Below are 15210 nucleotides of genomic sequence, written 5' to 3'. Positions count from 1 at the left end.
CCACCCGATACAAATCCACCCGATACAAATCCACCCGATACAAATCCACCCGATACAAATCCACCCGATACAAATCCCCCCGATACAAATCCACCCGATACAAATCCACCCGATACAAATCCACCCGATACAAATCCACCCGATACAAATCCACCGCCAATATTACCAAGGGATAGATCGCGATTTGATAGAGGGCGATCGCTTTTTCCCGATCGCAACCAACCCTTTAGTCGCGAACAGCGGCAGAACCAAAACAGAATATCGCGAGATATAGGAAAACCCGGAGAAAGGATGCCGCCCGAAAGAATGCAATCTCCCAGAGGACTGAGAAATTTCATCAATTCAAATATCAGAGATTCAGTTATTCAGTCAGCATTTCGCGGCGACATCGGCAGGAATTTGGAAACCGGCAAAATATCGGAAGCTTTGTCTCTGCTGGACAAATCTTTCAGCCAAGAATTCGGGGAATATTTAGGCATCAACACCAGCGACGAGTTGGTATCCCCAGAGGAAATTCAAAAAAAGTTAGCCTCGGTGGGCGCACAAACCGGCACGAAACCCAGCTTAATTTATCTGTTCTCGCAGCCCGAAGAATTAAATTTAATGCTGATTACTTCTTGCGGTGAAGTGGTTCACAAAAGTGTGCCGTCAGCGAACCGGCAACAACTTCTGAAAGTTGTAAATGAGTTCAGGGGTGAGATTACCAAACCGGGGGTGCGGGCTACTACGAGTTATCTACCATCTTCCCAACAGCTTTATAAGTGGATGATTGGGCCTTTAGAGGACAGTTTGACAAAGTGCGAAACTGATACTATTTCCTTTGTTGTCGATCGAGGCTTGAGAGGTATGCCCTTTGCTGCTTTGCACGACGGACAGCAATTTTTGGTGGAAAAGTACAATCTCAGCCTGATGCCCAGCATGAATTTAACAGATAGTCGCTACGTCGATCTCAGAAATTCTCAAGTTTTAGCAATGGGTGCCTCGGAATTTTCCGAGTTGAATCCTTTGCCGGCAGTTCCTGCTGAAATAGCCGCTATTTCTAGAGAGTGGCCGGGAGTTAGTTTTCTAAATGAGGGTTTCACTTTGGAGAATTTGAAGCGACAGCATCAAAGCCGATCTTTTGGGGTTATTCACTTAGCTACTCACGGCGAATTTCGACCTGGAGCACCGAATAATTCTTTTATTCAGTTGTGGAATACTCGGCTGCGACTGGATGAATTGCGGGATTTGAGATTGAATGATCCGCAGGTGAATATGTTAGTTTTAAGTGCTTGTCGGACTGCGGTGGGAGATGCACAGGCGGAGTTGGGTTTTGGGGGGTTGGCGCTGCAAGCCGGGGTGCAAACGGCTTTGGGAAGTTTGTGGTACGTGAGTGATGAAGGTACTTTGGGATTGATGAGTGAGTTTTACCAGCAGTTGAAGACGGCGCGAATTAAGGGGGCGGCGCTGCGACAAGCGCAAATTGCGATGTTGCGGGGAGATGTGCGTTTGGAGGGCGGCCGATTGCGGGGTTCGAGTCGGGGCGAGGGGGTGGAGTTGCCGGCTTCGCTGCAAGGGTTTGCGGATTTAAAGTTGTCGCATCCTTATTATTGGTCGGCTTTTGTGATGATTGGGAGTCCTTGGTGATTGGTGATTAGTGATTAGTGGTTTGTTATATCAATTCCGGTAGCATCCCCATAGTAAAATCCAGTCAACAGTCAACAATCAACAATCACGGATGGTGCCACCGAAATTGCTCTAATTCATCTGCGTTAATCTGTGTTGCATCTGCCCTCATCTGCGGTTAAAAAAAGAGAATGTATTAACCGCCCCGGACAAGGGATTGACCCTGATTCACGCAGAGGTCGAGAATAGAGATAGGAATAGTTCCGATGCTAACAGATTTGATATTATTGGTTGGAACTCAATGATTTTTCGGGAACAGTCGATCGCCCGCAAGCAAGTTCCGAGTGCGATCGCCCTTGACGGCGTGACAAGCAAGTGGCAAAACTTACAAGACTTACGGTTTGAGTTGATATACCTCAAAAAAGAGCGGAGTCGGTGCGTTCGGTGAGGTTTTTTGGGTTTCTCTCGTGGAAAATGAGGCTACATCGGGCGATCGCTACCGATCCGATGAGTTAATAAACCTGTCAATAATCCCCTATCTTTTTCGTAGTTCAGCCGCCTTAATGCTCTTATAATCAAAGTTTGAGAGGCGTTCTCACCCCCTCAGTGCGTTTTGTAAAGCTGAGTTTGGCTAAGGAATGAAAAATAAATAACTTAATGAATTACTCAGGTTGGGGTACGGCTCGATAATTACATTTGGGCAAATATTCGTCAAAAACAATTTGCATAGTATTTTTGAAATTATCAGCTACCTTTGGACCAGTTTGATAAACTTTATTAAGCAATACGCTTGGGTTAAGCTCGATCCCCCTGGCGCCAAGGGCGGGCACTCTTGGCACCGCCCCTACAAGGGGAGTAGGGGGTGGGACAAGAAATTACTCTTGCGTCCCCCAACAATCAGGGGGAGTAGGGGGTATGCTGCAAGGGATCTCGCCCGGAATAAATAGTTTTAACCCAAGCGTATTGCTTTATTAAAGATATTTACAGCTACAGATAGTCCCGTTTTAGTTTGAGTTTTTTCGACGAGAGCTTTGACTAATTCTAAGCTTGTAAAAATCCCTCCTTGACAAGCCCTGGTAATATGAGGAAAAAGTCCATGTTCTTTCTTGATTATATTTAGATGTATAAGGAGGGTAATGAGCAATTCTGTTCTCAATTCCTATTTCATTAACTAATTGCTGCAAATCTTCGGGGAAAATATAATGATTAGCATTATTAAGCTGTTGTGCATTTAAATTGAATGTCAAAAAATAATCTAAGTCTTGTGGGGAGTAGGGGTTGGGCCTAAGATCCCGCCCTGAATATCCAATTTAAATGCGTGACAGCTTACTACCTCCCCCATCACATTTTGCCAAAATAGAATTAGCGTTAGGGTAGGTAGCTTTACCATAATTATTCCACCAACTTTTTAAAGACTCACAGGCGAATTCACTGGTATCTTTACTATTTTAATTCCTAATCCGCTCTCTCGTTAATCTTACTCAGATTAGAAGCCAACTAATTGCTCAAATAAAAAATCAGACTTCTGCCTCATGCCCGCCTGTGAAGCGTTTGAAGAAAATCTAGGCAAATAGGGAGTCTCACCGAGATTACCTCATTTGCGAGTTAATCTGCTTCGGATGGCAGTGCCCTAATGTTTTAGCACACTAGGTACGGAAGAACCGGAAATACCGATGCTATGGGAATTGCCAGTATCTAGGGCGCTGCAGTCAAATCAAAACATCATAAGCTGCGTAGTGGCTTAACTACCAGCCGGGAAGTCCCGGGCGTATATTTAGAGGGGATTAATCTGAGCGCTGCGCGAAGTACCCCGTTGGGAATTACTCCTTGGGATGAAAGGCTCGTCGGGTGTAGGTACCCAAAGCGACAATTAGACATTGCGAGTACCTTTAACTTTGAGGTACTTCCTAGATATTAAAACAAAAGAAATGGTATATTAAGGTAGGTCGAAAAAAGAAGCTAAAAATGCAACTCACTTACAAATACCGCCTCAAACCAACCAAGCCCCAACTATCAACTATTGTGGCTCATTTAGAACTCTGCCGTCGGCAGTAAAACTACCGAATCGGCGAAAGATTTAGGTGGTGGGAAACCACGAGAACACCTATCAACGCCTGCCCATTGATTGTTTCGATAGTCCCTGTTGAGGAGATTTATCGAAATATTCCCTTGACTAGAGTGCAAACTAGGGATGGCAGAAAAAAGGATGAGTCAGGCAATCCTCTAACCAGGAAAGGTGATGTTTTCTCAAACATTGAAGGCGGATATGTACAGTGGCAGACGATACAATTAGCTGACCTGAAAAACACTAAAAAATTATTCCCTGATTATAAAGTGTTAGATTCCCAGGTTTTGCAAGATGTCGTCAACCGAGTTGAAACTTCCTTTTCAAACTTCACCACGCCCGACAAAAACGGCAATCGTAGAGGCAAGCCAAGATTCAAAGGGCTTCACTACTACAAATCCTTCACTTATCCTCAACTAGATAACTTAGATATTGTCAAGGACGAGCAAGATAGGATTTGTATTAGTCTCGCCAAAATAGGTAAGCGTGCCTATGGTTTTCCACCGTCCCATACCAACAAAGTTCAAAGTTAAGACGGGTACAGTTATCCCAGAAGCGGATGGATGGTATATTTCCCTGACGCTAGAAGATAAAACGGTTCCCGTAACGGTTGCAGAAATTCAACCGACGGTCGAAAATACTGTTGGCATTGATTTGGGAGTCACTGTGCGAATCGTTGGCTAGAAACCAGTCCTATAAAGGATTAGGGGGATTAGCCGCAAGGAATAGAACCTTGACAACTGAATGACCATGTAGGTGAGAATCAGTACCCTAGAACACTCAAATCCTACCCCGCAGGTGCAGCGGTGAAAGCATCTCCCCTACGGTAGCGACTAGCCATCAATCTGTAAAGCGGGGAGAAAAGATGTTATTACCAACAGCCTAAGTCGGTAAGCATCGAGCAAAGTACCCATGAGTAAAGCCTCGGCTTGAAGATGTGTTTGAATCGTCGTTACCAGAAACCAGCGAAATAAGGCTTAATGCGCTGGAGCCAAAAGGCACAGGATAAAAGGAGTTGGCAAGTAGTTATTTGACCAACAAGCACTTCCGACAAACCCGGCGAATAACATCACTCTAAATGTACACAGTATGGTCATTCGGAACGAGATAACCTCTCGTCTGCTCTCAGGTGGTCGAATCCCTGTAGTAGGTGCTAACCGTATGCAACGAGTAGGAAAGATTGGGTCAGAAGCTTAAAGTCTGGGGTAATGCCCAGGATATGCAGACGGACTCACGATGATTTGGAAGGAAAAGTCTCAAGTAGTGAGTAAAAATGTCTAAAACGAGTTTAAAGACTACGGTGGAATGGAACCAAGTGAACTGGCGAAAGCTAGAACGTAAGGTTTATAAGCTCCAAAAGAGAATTTTTCAAGCCTCTCAACGTGGTGATGTGAAAGCTATACGCAGACTCCAAAAGACGCTGATGAAGTCTTGGTCAGCAAAGGTATTAGCGGTTCGTAGAGTAACCCAGGATAATACTGGCAAGAAAACGGCAGGAGTGGACGGGGTGAAATCCTTGTCCCCAGCAGCACGTTTGAAGTTAGTAAATAATCTAAAACTGGGGTCTAAGGTTAGTCCGACTAGGCGAGTATGGATTCCCAAACCTGGAACGGAAGAGAAGCGACCTTTAGGCATACCTACAATGGAAGACCGAGCGATGCCGCGCACTTGTCAAACTGGTGTTAGAGCCAGAATGGGAAGCGCGATTTGAACCTAACTCTTTCGGGTTCAGACCTGGACGTTCATGCCAAGATGCAGTCGAGGCTATATTTTTAAGCATCAATAAAAAGCCTAAATATGTGCTTGATGCCGATATAACTAAATGTTTCGACCGGATTGACCATGAAGCACTGCTCAACAAATTAAATACATTCCCCACCATTCGCCGACAGATTCGTGCATGGTTAAAAGCGGGAGTGATGGATGATATGCAGTTGTTTCCAACATCTGAGGGTACTCCACAGGGCGGGGTTATTTCTCCGTTACTGGCAAATATTGCCCTCCACGGGATGGAAGAACGAATTAAACAGTTCGCAGAAACATTGCCTACTAAAAGTGGCAAAGGCAAAAGGGATAACCGTAGGAGTCTTAGCCTGATTCGTTATGCCGATGACTTCGTGATTCTCGCGCGTTGACATAACTGTTGTTCAAAGATGCAAAGAGATTATCTCCGAATGGTTAAAAGGCATGAACTTGGAACTTAAGCCTTCTAAAACGAGACTTGCCCACACCCTTAACCAGTATGAGCAAGAAAACCCAGGGTTCGACTTCCTGGGATTCAAGATACAACAATTTCCCGTAGGAAAGTATCACTCGAAACAAGGTTTTAAGACAATCATCACCCCAAGCAAGCAGAAGCAAAAGGTACATTACGACCAAATCGCTAGTGTAATTAAAGCCCATAAGGCAGCACCGCAAGCAGTGCTAATCAGCCATTTAAACCCAATTATCCGGGGATGGGCTAACTACTATGCGACTGTAGTAAGTAAGGTTGCTTACTCAGACATCGATGACCTCATGTACCAAAAGTTAAGAGCTTGGTCAAAACACCGTCACCCCTTAAAGAATGGGGAATGGGTATCAAAAAGATATTGGCACCCTATAAACGGTGATAACTGGGTATTCGCAACCAAGAAGGAAGGTTCAACCCCACTTCGGTTACTAGACCATGCCGACACTCCAATAGTGCGACATATAAAAGTTAAAAGCGAATCGTCTCCCTACGACGGGAATCTGGTTTACTGGAGTACAAGAATGGGTAAAAACCCAGAAATGCCAAGTAAGGTATCGAAACTCCTGAAAAAGCAAAAAGGGAAGTGTACCCACTGTGGATTGTTTTTCCGTGAAAACGATGTGATGGAAATTGACCACAGAATCCCTAAATCGCAAGGTGGAAAGGATTCTTACGATAATTGGCAACTCCTTCACAGACATTGCCACGACACAAAGACAGCTATTGATGGCAGTCTCGGCAACCAATCTGGCTGTAATAGTGCCAAGCCTAAGCCCACCAGAAAACTTGAAAAAGTCGATGATAAATGGGTAATGAGGTATGCGTAACAAGCACCAAAGCATTGAGGAGCCGTGTGAGGTGAAAATCTCATGCACGGTTTTGAAGACCAGCGGGACTGGTGACAGTCTCGCTGAGTTTAATAATTACGTCTATCTTTCCAATGGCGAGAGAGTTGAAAATCCTAGATTCTTGAGGAAATCGGCTCAGAAATTAGCAAGGCTTCAAGCGAAGTTAGCTAATAGAGTCAAGGGTTCTCAACCTTGGAAAATAATCAAGGACAAGGTTTCCAGACTCCATCAGTTTGTAGCTAGAGCTAGATTAGATTTTCAATTTAAAACTGCACATGAGCTACTTAGCAAGTGTGAGGTTTTAGTTGTTGAAGATTTGAGCGTCAAAAATCTAACTAGACGTGCCAAGCCCAAGACTGATATTGAGAATGGTAATTTGGTTTATTTGCCTAACGGTCAGTCAGCTAAGAGTGGTTTGAATAAATCCATGCTTGATGCTGCTCATGGGCAATTTGCTAGCGTTCTGAAATATGTCGCCTGGAAATGGGGTAAAAGTGTTTTATTTGTTGAGCCAAAGGGAACTTCCCAGCACTGTTGGAACTGCCTCAACAAAGTCCCGAAAGAATTATCGGAACGGTGGCATTCTTGTCAATGTGGAGAATCTTTGGATCGAGATGAAAATTCAGCCAAACTCATAAGAAAAATTGGTCTGAGTTACAAAAGTGGCGGGGGAACTCCGTCACTCAAAAAAGCATGAGAAAAAAAGGAAAAAGAAGCCTGCGGTCTAACTGTACTCAGTTGACCGTCAGGTTCGTTCACGAGTCACCCAGAGTTCTGAGGGAAGCGTTGAGGGGCTACCGATACTTTTTTGCTAACATTTGCTAACAAATACATAAGTTGAGATCATATCTCAACAAAGGCGTATCAACCGATGCCCGTAGAAATTTCTACAAGCACTTATATTCTTGCCTTCAGCTTGGTTATCGCTTACAGCTCTTAGCCAATCTGATTATTTGCTTTGATAATGTAGAGGCAACTTATTTATATAGCGGTTGCGTACTACCAAGGTTTTTCACCTACATCTGAGTGGCTAAATTCATTCTATATGACATGAAGACAAGAAGGCAAATGTAAGTGATTGTTAGCAAATGTCAGAAAAAGTCTTACTGTTAATCAACCCTCAACGCTTACCCGCTAAAAATATGTAGGCCCATCGGCATGCCGTGGCTATTTTCGAGAGTCGATACAGGGCGAATAATTTTTGACCATCGACAAACAGTTTCGTCCATCAGCCGTTCTCTCGTAACTAATACTGTCTGCGATGTCTTTGATTAATTTTAGCCCCCGCCCGCCCGGAGAGTGAACATCGACTTTTTCCGAAATATCTTTGATTTTTTTCTCTAAATCAAACGGATCGCCTGAGTCCCAAATTTTAATCTCTAAAGATTCAGCGAACACAGCCACCTCAATGTCAACAGGCAAATCCGCTGGTTTGCCCTTGTGGGCGTGACGCACCGCATTCGTAAAGCCCTCAGCCAAAGCCAACTGACACCTTATCCACACACTTGTAGGAATTCGCGACTCGTACAATTGTGCAAACCACGACAAAACCCAGCTTAATCCATTCAGACCTGTATTTACTTGAAGATCCGCTTTTTTTAGCATCGGCAACTTTTCGGAACCCTTTAATTCAATCACGCTCACCACAGAAGTTCTTCATCGGCCCGTGGGCAAAATACAACGAGACAAAATACAACCAGATAAAATACCACGAGACTAAAGTATAACGGCGGCTAAATTGAATGGTTGTGTGAGGATACTAGCTTTGGTGGGCCGTCGATCGATGTCTAATCCACTAATCGGTTAGCCACTATACCATAAATAGCATTTTCATGTCAACCAGCGCCTGTGGCAAATAAAAGTCTATAAAAATTTATATTCTGAGTATAAACTGAGTGAAGTTCGATCGCGCCAAATTTATATCAAATTTTAACGTAAATTGAACTCAACGACCCGCCGTCAAAAGCAATTACCTCGAAAGCGATGTCAATCAACTATACTCAATCTCAGACAAGGGCGCTGACAGGATATATTTTAAATGACCCCCAGACCTTGAAAAACTTGTAGTACCTAAGTGCCCATGTTTCAAATTCTGGTTATTGACGATGATACGGCTGTTCAAGAACTGCTGAGAAGAACCCTGAAAAAACAGGGTTACGAAGTAACAGTAGCAAGCAATGGCGAAGACGGTGTAGCCCAGGCGCAAAAATTGCGTCCGGCCCTGATAATTTGCGATTGGATCATGCCGCGCTTGACCGGCATCGATGTCTGCCGTCGAGTTAAGGCAGATCCGGATCTGTCAACTACACAATTCTTTTTGTTGACTTCTTTGGGTTCGATCGCCGATCGAGTCAAAGGCCTCGACGCCGGTGCCGACGATTTTATCTCCAAGCCGATCGAACTCAACGAGTTACAGGCAAGAGTACGCGCGGGATTGAGGCTGCACCAACTCAGCCGAGATTTGAAAATAGCCAAGCAAAGTCTGGAAGCAGAGTTAGCCGAGGCCGCCGAGTACGTGCAATCGCTGCTGCCAGATCCGATGAAGGAACCTTTCAGCATCGAAGCAAAATTCATTCCCTCCCGGCAGTTGGGGGGAGATTGCTTCGACTACAACTGGCTGGATGCCGATTATTTGGCGATTTACTTGCTAGACGTAGCCGGTCACGGTTTGCGGGCGGCGCTGCCTTCGGTGGCCGTGCTGAATTTGCTGCGATCGCGCACGCTCCCCAACATAGACTACTACAAACCCAGCGACGTTTTGCGCGCCCTGAACACCACCTTCCAGATGAGCTACCAAAATGACAAGTATTTCACCATCTGGTACGGCGTTTACAACCGCATTTCTCGCCAGCTAGTTTATGCCAGCGCCGGCCATCCACCGGCAGTGTTGATTTCCCAGTCCCCTGCGAGCACCGCTAAAATCCAGCGATTAAAAACCCCCGGAATGCCGGTCGGGATGTTCCCCGACGCCCCATACATCGATAATTGCTGCGATGTCGAGGATTTGAGCACTCTCTACATCTTTAGCGACGGGGTATACGAGATCCACCAACCTGACGGCAATATCTGGGGGCTTGACCCTTTCATCGACCTGTTAGCAGCTTACAACGGTGCAAGTGCCGACCAGTTAGAGCTGGTTTTGAACTACATTCAAAAGTTGAACGCTAAAGCAGTTTTTGATGATGATTGGTCTTTACTCAAGGTAAACTTTGGCTAGCTGACTTCTTGCATTGCATCTGCGACCAAATAGCAAGAAGGCAGCAGCCCAAAGATTTAGTTAGTTGAGAGAATTTTGCTATTAAAAGCATCGCGGGTTTGAAATATCTCGAAAACTCGATCCATACTGGTGAGTTCAAATAAGATGCGGATTTGCTCGTTGATAGAACAGACAACTAATTGACTCCCAGCGGCCCGGACTGTTTTGAGCGCCAAGACTAAAGCGCCCAAACCAGAACTATCCATAAATGTCACATCAGTGAAGTCTATCAATACCACATCAGCTCCCGCTTCCACTAGGTCGCTAATCTCTTGGCGGAATTGACTTGCCTTGGTGCCGTCTAAAATGCCAGAGGGCTGAATAATTTTAACTACAGGACTCATATTTTGCGGTGGGAATGTCAGAATTTCTAGCCAGACTAGGCTAGTATAGCTGCGAGATGGACTCCGATCCAAATAAGAGAGGGGGAAAGCGCCAGAGCCTGAGAGCGGGAGAATAGTTTTGAGTGCAAAAGATGGTGTTCGTCGCGGATCGTAACGCCGATCGCAGTCGCAGCGCAACGCATGGAGTGAATTTTGAGATAGGGACAATCTTTGTTCTGCCGAATGCCTTCTGGTATTAATCAAACTAAGCTAACTTTGGCGCGGTAGAGCAGTTTGTCGCCTTGTCTGTAGCCTGTGTAGCGGACTTTGACGGGTTCTCCGGGCTCGGCTGTTCCTTCCATGAGCTGATGCTGTTGGGGGTTGTAGGGAATCTCGGCTCCGACTGGGGCGATCGACTCCACTCCCCAATGCTCTAATAACTGCTCGACGGGCCGCAGCAAGGGCAGTAGTTTCTGAGCCCGCAAGTTGTGATTTTCCTGAGCTTTGCTCGCAGCCGTCGGCCACTGCAACATCCAAGATTCTAAAATTTGCACGCTAGATAGCTGGAATTCCTGCATCAAAGATTCTCGCTGCTGTTCGATCGAAGCTTGCAGGCGCTGATATTCTTGTTCTAGGGCTGTCGGTGGTGTCTGCTCTAACTCTACATAGTTGGGCGCCAAGGTTGCCAGCAGTTCGGTTAAGGAAATTTGCAAAGCTTGACTGATTTTGAGCAGGATGTCGGCGCGGGTTTGCAAAGCTAAGCCGCGACGCAGGCGACTTAGCTGGATCTCGGAAACTCCTGCTTTTTGGCTGAGTTCTCGATCGCTCGAAAGCCCCGCCTGTTCCATCAGGCGTTGCAGTTGAGGAGCATAATCTGGAATATTGGCAGTCACGAAAAACTCATCCAAATTAACTATTAGCCGGGAAGTCCCTCGGTATATTTAGAGGGGATTAATCAGAGCGCTGTGCCCCGTACCCCGAATAAATTACTCCTTGGGATGAAAGGCTCGTCGGGTTTCGGTACCGAAACCGACAATTATTCTTTTATACCCCAATACGATCGGGAAATACTCTGATACTATATTAGCAAGTGGGGGTGGAACTACCTCACTATAAAAAGCCTGAGAAAAAAAAGGAAAAAGAAGCCTGCGGTCTAACTGTACTCAGTTGACCGTCAGGTTTGTTCACTAAATGGACATATTCTCGATCGTAAACTGTCACGAGCCTTAAGGAAATACATCTGTGGGGCGGGCTCCTGCGCCCACCCCACAACTTTTTTTGTGGCTATTTGACGGCAACTTTTTCGGCGGCGGCTGTTGCAGTTGTCGCAGAACCTTGCAAATGCGCTTCTAGGAACCACAAACGCTTGTCAATTGCCCGCGAAATTTCCGTGTACAGATCCGCTGTATCGGCATCGCCGAGTTCGTCTGTTTTGTCGATGGCGACTCGCAGGTGTTTGGCGTAGGGTGCGTAGCGATCGGCTAAAGCCGTCACGTATTCTTTGCCGTCTAAAATGTCGAAAGGAAATTCTGGCAAAATCGAATCTGCAGCGGCTGTGCGGGCTGTTCCTACAGCCAAACCGCCCAAAGCTGTGACCCGTTCGGCAACCAAATCGATGTATTCTTCGAGTTCTGTTGCCATTTCGTCAAACAGCAAGTGCAACTGGTAGAAGTCCATGCCTTTGACGTTCCAGTGAGCTTGCTTGACTTGAGTTTTTAAGTCCAGAGTCGTTGCCAGCGTGGCGTTGAGCAGCCCCACTACTTGAGAGCGGGTGGCGGCTGACATATCGATGCGGGTGGGGTAAAGATGTTGTTTGTGGTTGTTGGTAGTCATAGGTTTTTAGCTTGTTATTAGTGATTGTCGATCGAATATTTGCCTGTCGTGAATTTCTATTGAGAGGCTCAGGCTAAGTGCATCTGCAACACGGCACGGGGAGCTCGGCGTACTTTACAGCGGATACTTTCTAAACCGAGACGCTGGCAAGCTTCGTAGCGGTGGCAGCCGGAAAATCCGTAATACTGACCATCTACTTCTAGCACGTCGATGGGTTCGTTTAAACCTACCTCGCGGATTGACTCCATGAGGGCGGCTACTTTGGTTTGGTCGTTGACTCGCGGCAGGGGGCGGCGAATCTGGTTGAGGGGAATTTCTTCTATCCTCATGGCGGCTCTCTTTTTTGCTTATAGTTAAATCATACTCGTTATGACTTCGACTTGGCAAGAAACATTAGAACTTACGCAAAAACCTGGTTTCGAGAGGATTGCTCGCTAAGATGGAGAGAAACAAAGCAACTTGCAGGCAACCCCTGATGAACTCAACGACTGGCTTGTTAACTCGCATTACCCAAACCCCCGGTCAGTGTGGTGGTCGTCCCTGCATTCGAGGAATGCGAATTCGAGTCACGGACATCCTAGAAATGCTGGCTGAGAACGTCAGCATTACTGAGATTTTAGAAGATTTCCCGGACTTGGAGCTTGCAGATATTCAAGCTTGCTTACTGTTTGCTGCACGACGTACCGATTTCCCAAGACTGACGGCATGAAGATATGGATCGATGCTCAACTGCCACCAACTCTGGCAAATTGGCTGACAGATAACTTTAATTTAGAAGCGGTTGCGTTGCGAGATATTCAACTGCGAGATGCCCAAGATACCGAAATTTTTGAATCAGCACAAGCCGAAAAAGCTGTGATTATGACCAAAGACAGCGACTTCATCGATTTGGTATGTCGATTAGGAGCGCCCCCTCAAATTTTGTGGTTGACCTGTGGCAATGTAACAAACCGTAACCTGCGACAATTGTTAAGTGCCACTTTACCCGATGCAATAGAACGATTGCGTCAAGGAGAGGCGATCGTCGAAATCAGCAACAACCCTTGAAGCCGATCACTCCCCCAAAAGCCCAAAGCACTGTCTTACAGATCAGATTACGGTAGCTTGATCTCGAATGCTGATAAATAGTATTTAAATGCTGCTCTCACCGAGAGATTAAGCTACTTAACGACTAAGATAAGCGGCGGCAGGCAGCATTTGCAATATCACCAATACCTCTGGCCCGTCCGCCGATCGGGTTGTTAGACCGCGTATTTACAGTTGCTTCTGCCATTACTAAAAGGCTGATCGTGGTTTCGTAGAAAGGAAAATTCAATCAAGATTATTGCTTGATGATATAGTGGTACGTAAACATTTACCGAGAGTAAGGCTTAAATATGGAGTATCAATCCTATTCTATCAGGCAGTTGCTGGATGCTGTAAGTAGTGGCAGTGTTCGGATTCCTGCTTTCCAGCGAGGTTTTGTCTGGGATATGGATAGAGTTGCATATCTAATGGACAGTATCTACAAAAATTATCCTTTTGGCTCATTACTTTTTTGGCGAACTAAATACAAGCTTTCTGTAGAGAGAAAGCTGGGTCAATTTGAACTTCCACAACCCAAAGAAGATTACCCAATTGATTATGTCTTAGACGGTCAGCAAAGGCTGACATCAATATTTTCGGTTTTTCAGACCGAACTACAGCCAACTTTCGATAGTGCATGGCTTGGAATATATTTCGATTTGGGAGCACAAGAGGATGTACAAGAAAGTCAGTTTTTGGCTCTTTCGGAGATCGATGTTGATTCATCTAAACACTTTCCTCTGAGTGTTTTATTTGACTCTGTTAAATATAGAGAAGCAACCACCCAATTTACTAATGAGCAAATTATACGTTTAGATAGAATTCAAGAGAAATTTAAAGAAGTATCTATTCCTGCTCAAATTTTAAAGACCGATGATAGAGCAATTGTTGCAATCGTATTTGAGCGCGTTAATAGACTAGGAATGGAACTTGATACTCTTCAACTCCTTGCAGCCTGGACTTGGAATGACGATTTCGATTTATTAGAGAGTTTCAAAGAATTGAAAGAAGAACTTGAAGAGTTCGGATTTTCTGAAGTCGGTGAGGATGCTGATTTGATATTGAGATGTGCGGCGGCTATCTTAATGAAAGATCCTACTCCAGATACTCTCTTAGAATTGAATGGTCAACAAATCAGAGCAGCATTTCCCAAGGTCAGGAATGGGATTTTGGGTGCTATCGACTTTCTAAGAAAGCAGTTGAAGGTTATGTCCCTTAAGAACTTACCATCCTCTGCGTTGATCATTCCTCTATGTACCTTCTACGCAGAACCAGATGGCAAGGAAGTGTCCTATGACTCAAAAGTTCATGCCAGATTAAAAAAGTGGTTTTGGCGATCTTGCTTTACCAACCGATATGGTAGTAGCCCTAAAAGAACTGCCATAACTGATATAGAAGAAATACAAAAGCTTAAAAATGGTGAGGTGAATACTTTTGGAGATATTTCTCACGATCTAAGTAATGATTTCTTCAAAGCTAATTATTTTAGGTTAGCTAGTGCAAATACTAAGACATTTATATTGATGTTAGCAAACAATAATCCAAAGACTTTTTTATCCTGTTCATCAATTGATTTAGATAAAGTTTTGCAAAAGTACAACAGAGCCGAGTTTCATCATATTTATCCCAAAGCTTACTTGAGAGATTTAAACACTTCTGACGAAAAGATTAATTGTCTTGCCAACTTTTGTTTTTTGAACACTTCAGAAAACAAGAAAATAGGGCGAAAGAAACCGTCTGAGTATATCACTATCATGCCCAATGATGATGACTTGAAAGAAATTTTAACAAATGCTTTTTGCCCACAGGAATTTTGCAATGATAATTTTGATAAATTTGTGGATGAGCGTGCAGAACTGTTAGCTACTTTTGCAAAACAGTTGATGCAAGATGTGTAGAACCAAGCTCTAGATTTAACCAGCGCCCTAAAACAAGATCGATCGCCCCTTAACAAAAAATCGCAGCATCTGCTACAGAACCAT

The 15210-nt window shown here is 44.8% G+C and carries 18 protein-coding genes and 2 pseudogenes; 11 read left to right on the top strand and 9 right to left on the bottom strand.

Annotation, left to right across the window (positions count from 1 at the left end):
* On the bottom strand, positions 1-64 hold a 64-nt coding region (locus QT992_RS33660; protein WP_445305798.1), incomplete at its 3' end, for a hypothetical protein.
* A 227-nt stretch (positions 65-291) separates the two neighbouring features.
* On the opposite strand from QT992_RS33660, the gene QT992_RS19510 reads away from it, so the two are divergent.
* The gene (locus QT992_RS19510; RefSeq protein WP_445305797.1) at positions 292-1626 is read left to right on the top strand and encodes a CHAT domain-containing protein; all 1335 of its coding nucleotides are present in this window, start codon (positions 292-294) and stop codon (positions 1624-1626) included.
* Between the two features lie 196 nt (positions 1627-1822).
* Positions 1823-2053: a hypothetical protein gene (locus tag QT992_RS19505; RefSeq protein WP_333319763.1), complete on the top strand. Its 231-nt coding sequence runs from the start codon at positions 1823-1825 to the stop codon at positions 2051-2053.
* Positions 2054-2554: 501 nt separating this feature from the next.
* On the opposite strand, the gene QT992_RS19500 is transcribed toward QT992_RS19505, so the two are convergent.
* Both QT992_RS19500 and QT992_RS19495 read right to left on the bottom strand, forming a co-directional pair.
* Positions 2555-2749, bottom strand: a complete 195-nt coding sequence (locus tag QT992_RS19500) for an ISAzo13-like element transposase-related protein (protein ID WP_333341195.1) — start codon at positions 2747-2749, stop codon at positions 2555-2557.
* 19 nt (positions 2750-2768) lie between these two features.
* Positions 2769-2990: pseudogene (locus QT992_RS19495) on the bottom strand (hypothetical protein); the annotation flags it as partial.
* Between the two features lie 580 nt (positions 2991-3570).
* On the opposite strand from QT992_RS19495, the gene QT992_RS19490 reads away from it, so the two are divergent.
* The 5 genes and pseudogenes from QT992_RS19490 (at position 3571) to QT992_RS19470 (ending at position 7448) form a co-directional block, all read left to right on the top strand.
* Positions 3571-3660, top strand: coding sequence for a helix-turn-helix domain-containing protein (locus QT992_RS19490; RefSeq protein ID WP_333377549.1), 90 nt, complete (start codon positions 3571-3573; stop codon positions 3658-3660).
* Between the two features lie 114 nt (positions 3661-3774).
* Complete coding sequence (locus tag QT992_RS19485; protein ID WP_333341173.1) at positions 3775-4203, top strand: hypothetical protein; 429 nt, start codon at positions 3775-3777, stop codon at positions 4201-4203.
* Entirely contained in the window at positions 4163-4354 is a 192-nt protein-coding gene (locus tag QT992_RS19480) for a hypothetical protein (protein WP_333341171.1), read from the top strand. Before QT992_RS19485 ends, QT992_RS19480 begins: the two co-directional genes overlap by 41 nt.
* A 589-nt stretch (positions 4355-4943) precedes the next feature.
* Positions 4944-6730: pseudogene (ltrA, locus tag QT992_RS19475) on the top strand (group II intron reverse transcriptase/maturase).
* Entirely contained in the window at positions 6723-7448 is a 726-nt protein-coding gene (locus QT992_RS19470; RefSeq protein ID WP_333341168.1) for a transposase, read from the top strand. Before ltrA ends, QT992_RS19470 begins: the two are co-directional and overlap by 8 nt.
* A 470-nt stretch (positions 7449-7918) precedes the next feature.
* Here the strand turns inward: QT992_RS19470 and QT992_RS19465 are convergent, their stop codons facing one another.
* The gene (locus tag QT992_RS19465) at positions 7919-8398 is read right to left on the bottom strand and encodes an anti-sigma regulatory factor (RefSeq protein WP_333319770.1); all 480 of its coding nucleotides are present in this window, start codon (positions 8396-8398) and stop codon (positions 7919-7921) included.
* Positions 8399-8831: 433 nt separating this feature from the next.
* On the opposite strand from QT992_RS19465, the gene QT992_RS19460 reads away from it, so the two are divergent.
* A complete protein-coding gene (locus tag QT992_RS19460; RefSeq protein WP_333319772.1) occupies positions 8832-9968 on the top strand; it encodes a SpoIIE family protein phosphatase in 1137 nt (378 codons plus the stop codon).
* Between the two features lie 56 nt (positions 9969-10024).
* On the opposite strand, the gene QT992_RS19455 is transcribed toward QT992_RS19460, so the two are convergent.
* The 4 genes from QT992_RS19455 to QT992_RS19440 all read right to left on the bottom strand — a co-directional run bounded on the left by QT992_RS19455 (position 10025) and on the right by QT992_RS19440 (position 12492).
* A complete protein-coding gene (locus tag QT992_RS19455) occupies positions 10025-10351 on the bottom strand; it encodes an STAS domain-containing protein (protein WP_041623653.1) in 327 nt (108 codons plus the stop codon).
* Positions 10352-10590: 239 nt separating this feature from the next.
* On the bottom strand, positions 10591-11223 hold the full coding sequence (locus QT992_RS19450) for a helix-turn-helix domain-containing protein (RefSeq protein WP_333319774.1): 633 nt from the start codon (positions 11221-11223) through the stop codon (positions 10591-10593).
* A gap of 391 nt (positions 11224-11614) precedes the next feature.
* Positions 11615-12163 carry a DNA starvation/stationary phase protection protein Dps gene (gene dps, locus QT992_RS19445; protein WP_333319776.1) on the bottom strand — a complete coding sequence of 183 codons (549 nt, stop codon included), beginning with the start codon at positions 12161-12163 and terminating at the stop codon, positions 11615-11617.
* Positions 12164-12231: 68 nt separating this feature from the next.
* The gene (locus tag QT992_RS19440) at positions 12232-12492 is read right to left on the bottom strand and encodes a sulfiredoxin (RefSeq protein WP_333342257.1); all 261 of its coding nucleotides are present in this window, start codon (positions 12490-12492) and stop codon (positions 12232-12234) included.
* A gap of 146 nt (positions 12493-12638) precedes the next feature.
* Between QT992_RS19440 and QT992_RS19435 the strand changes: the two genes are divergently transcribed.
* Complete coding sequence (locus QT992_RS19435; protein WP_333207087.1) at positions 12639-12872, top strand: DUF433 domain-containing protein; 234 nt, start codon at positions 12639-12641, stop codon at positions 12870-12872.
* Complete coding sequence (locus QT992_RS19430) at positions 12869-13210, top strand: DUF5615 family PIN-like protein (protein ID WP_333319778.1); 342 nt, start codon at positions 12869-12871, stop codon at positions 13208-13210. The genes QT992_RS19435 and QT992_RS19430 overlap by 4 nt, the downstream gene beginning before the upstream one ends.
* Positions 13211-13334: 124 nt before the next feature.
* Here the strand turns inward: QT992_RS19430 and QT992_RS19425 are convergent, their stop codons facing one another.
* Positions 13335-13478, bottom strand: coding sequence for a hypothetical protein (locus QT992_RS19425; RefSeq protein WP_333342255.1), 144 nt, complete (start codon positions 13476-13478; stop codon positions 13335-13337).
* 61 nt (positions 13479-13539) lie between these two features.
* Between QT992_RS19425 and QT992_RS19420 the strand changes: the two genes are divergently transcribed.
* On the top strand, positions 13540-15126 hold the full coding sequence (locus QT992_RS19420; RefSeq protein ID WP_333342253.1) for a GmrSD restriction endonuclease domain-containing protein: 1587 nt from the start codon (positions 13540-13542) through the stop codon (positions 15124-15126).
* Positions 15127-15210: the final 84 nt, after the last annotated feature.

Source organism: Microcoleus sp. T3_D1, from assembly GCF_036700405.1.
Taxonomy (GTDB): Bacteria; Cyanobacteriota; Cyanobacteriia; order Cyanobacteriales; family Microcoleaceae; genus Microcoleus.
Note: the sequence above shows the minus strand (reverse complement) of the source record. Positions and strands in the feature narration are given on the sequence as shown.